Origin of the sequence: Pseudomonas sp. PS01300 (assembly GCF_029960155.1) — a bacterium.
In the GTDB taxonomy this organism is placed as follows: Bacteria; Pseudomonadota; Gammaproteobacteria; order Pseudomonadales; family Pseudomonadaceae; genus Aquipseudomonas; species Aquipseudomonas palmensis.
On the sequence record NZ_JASCPN010000171.1, the window covers coordinates 1 to 273 of the forward strand.

Annotated in this window: 1 protein-coding gene; it reads right to left on the reverse strand. The window is 64.8% G+C overall.

What is annotated here, in order from left to right; all coding sequences use genetic code 11:
- Positions 1 to 273 (reverse strand): type VI secretion system tube protein TssD (gene tssD / locus QMX96_RS26835; protein WP_282362741.1); only part of this gene is annotated, 273 nt, incomplete at both ends.

Below are 273 nucleotides of genomic sequence, written 5' to 3' on the forward strand. Positions count from 1 at the left end.
TGATCGCGTCTTCGAGCTTGGTGGTGAAATAGTGCTCCTGGGTGCCGGCCGCCGAGGTGCGGTACCAGTGGATGACGATTTCGGTCAGGCGCTCGCCGGAGGTCAGCGCGGCCAGCAGCAGGGGCGACGCCTTGTCGAAGACCTTGGTGATGACCACCGGCTTGTGCACGCGCTGGCCGGTCGGCTGACCGGACTGCGGGTCGCGCGGGATGATCACTTCGTGGTTGAAGCCCTGGACCATGACCTGGTCTTCGTGGCCTTCCTGGTAGGTGT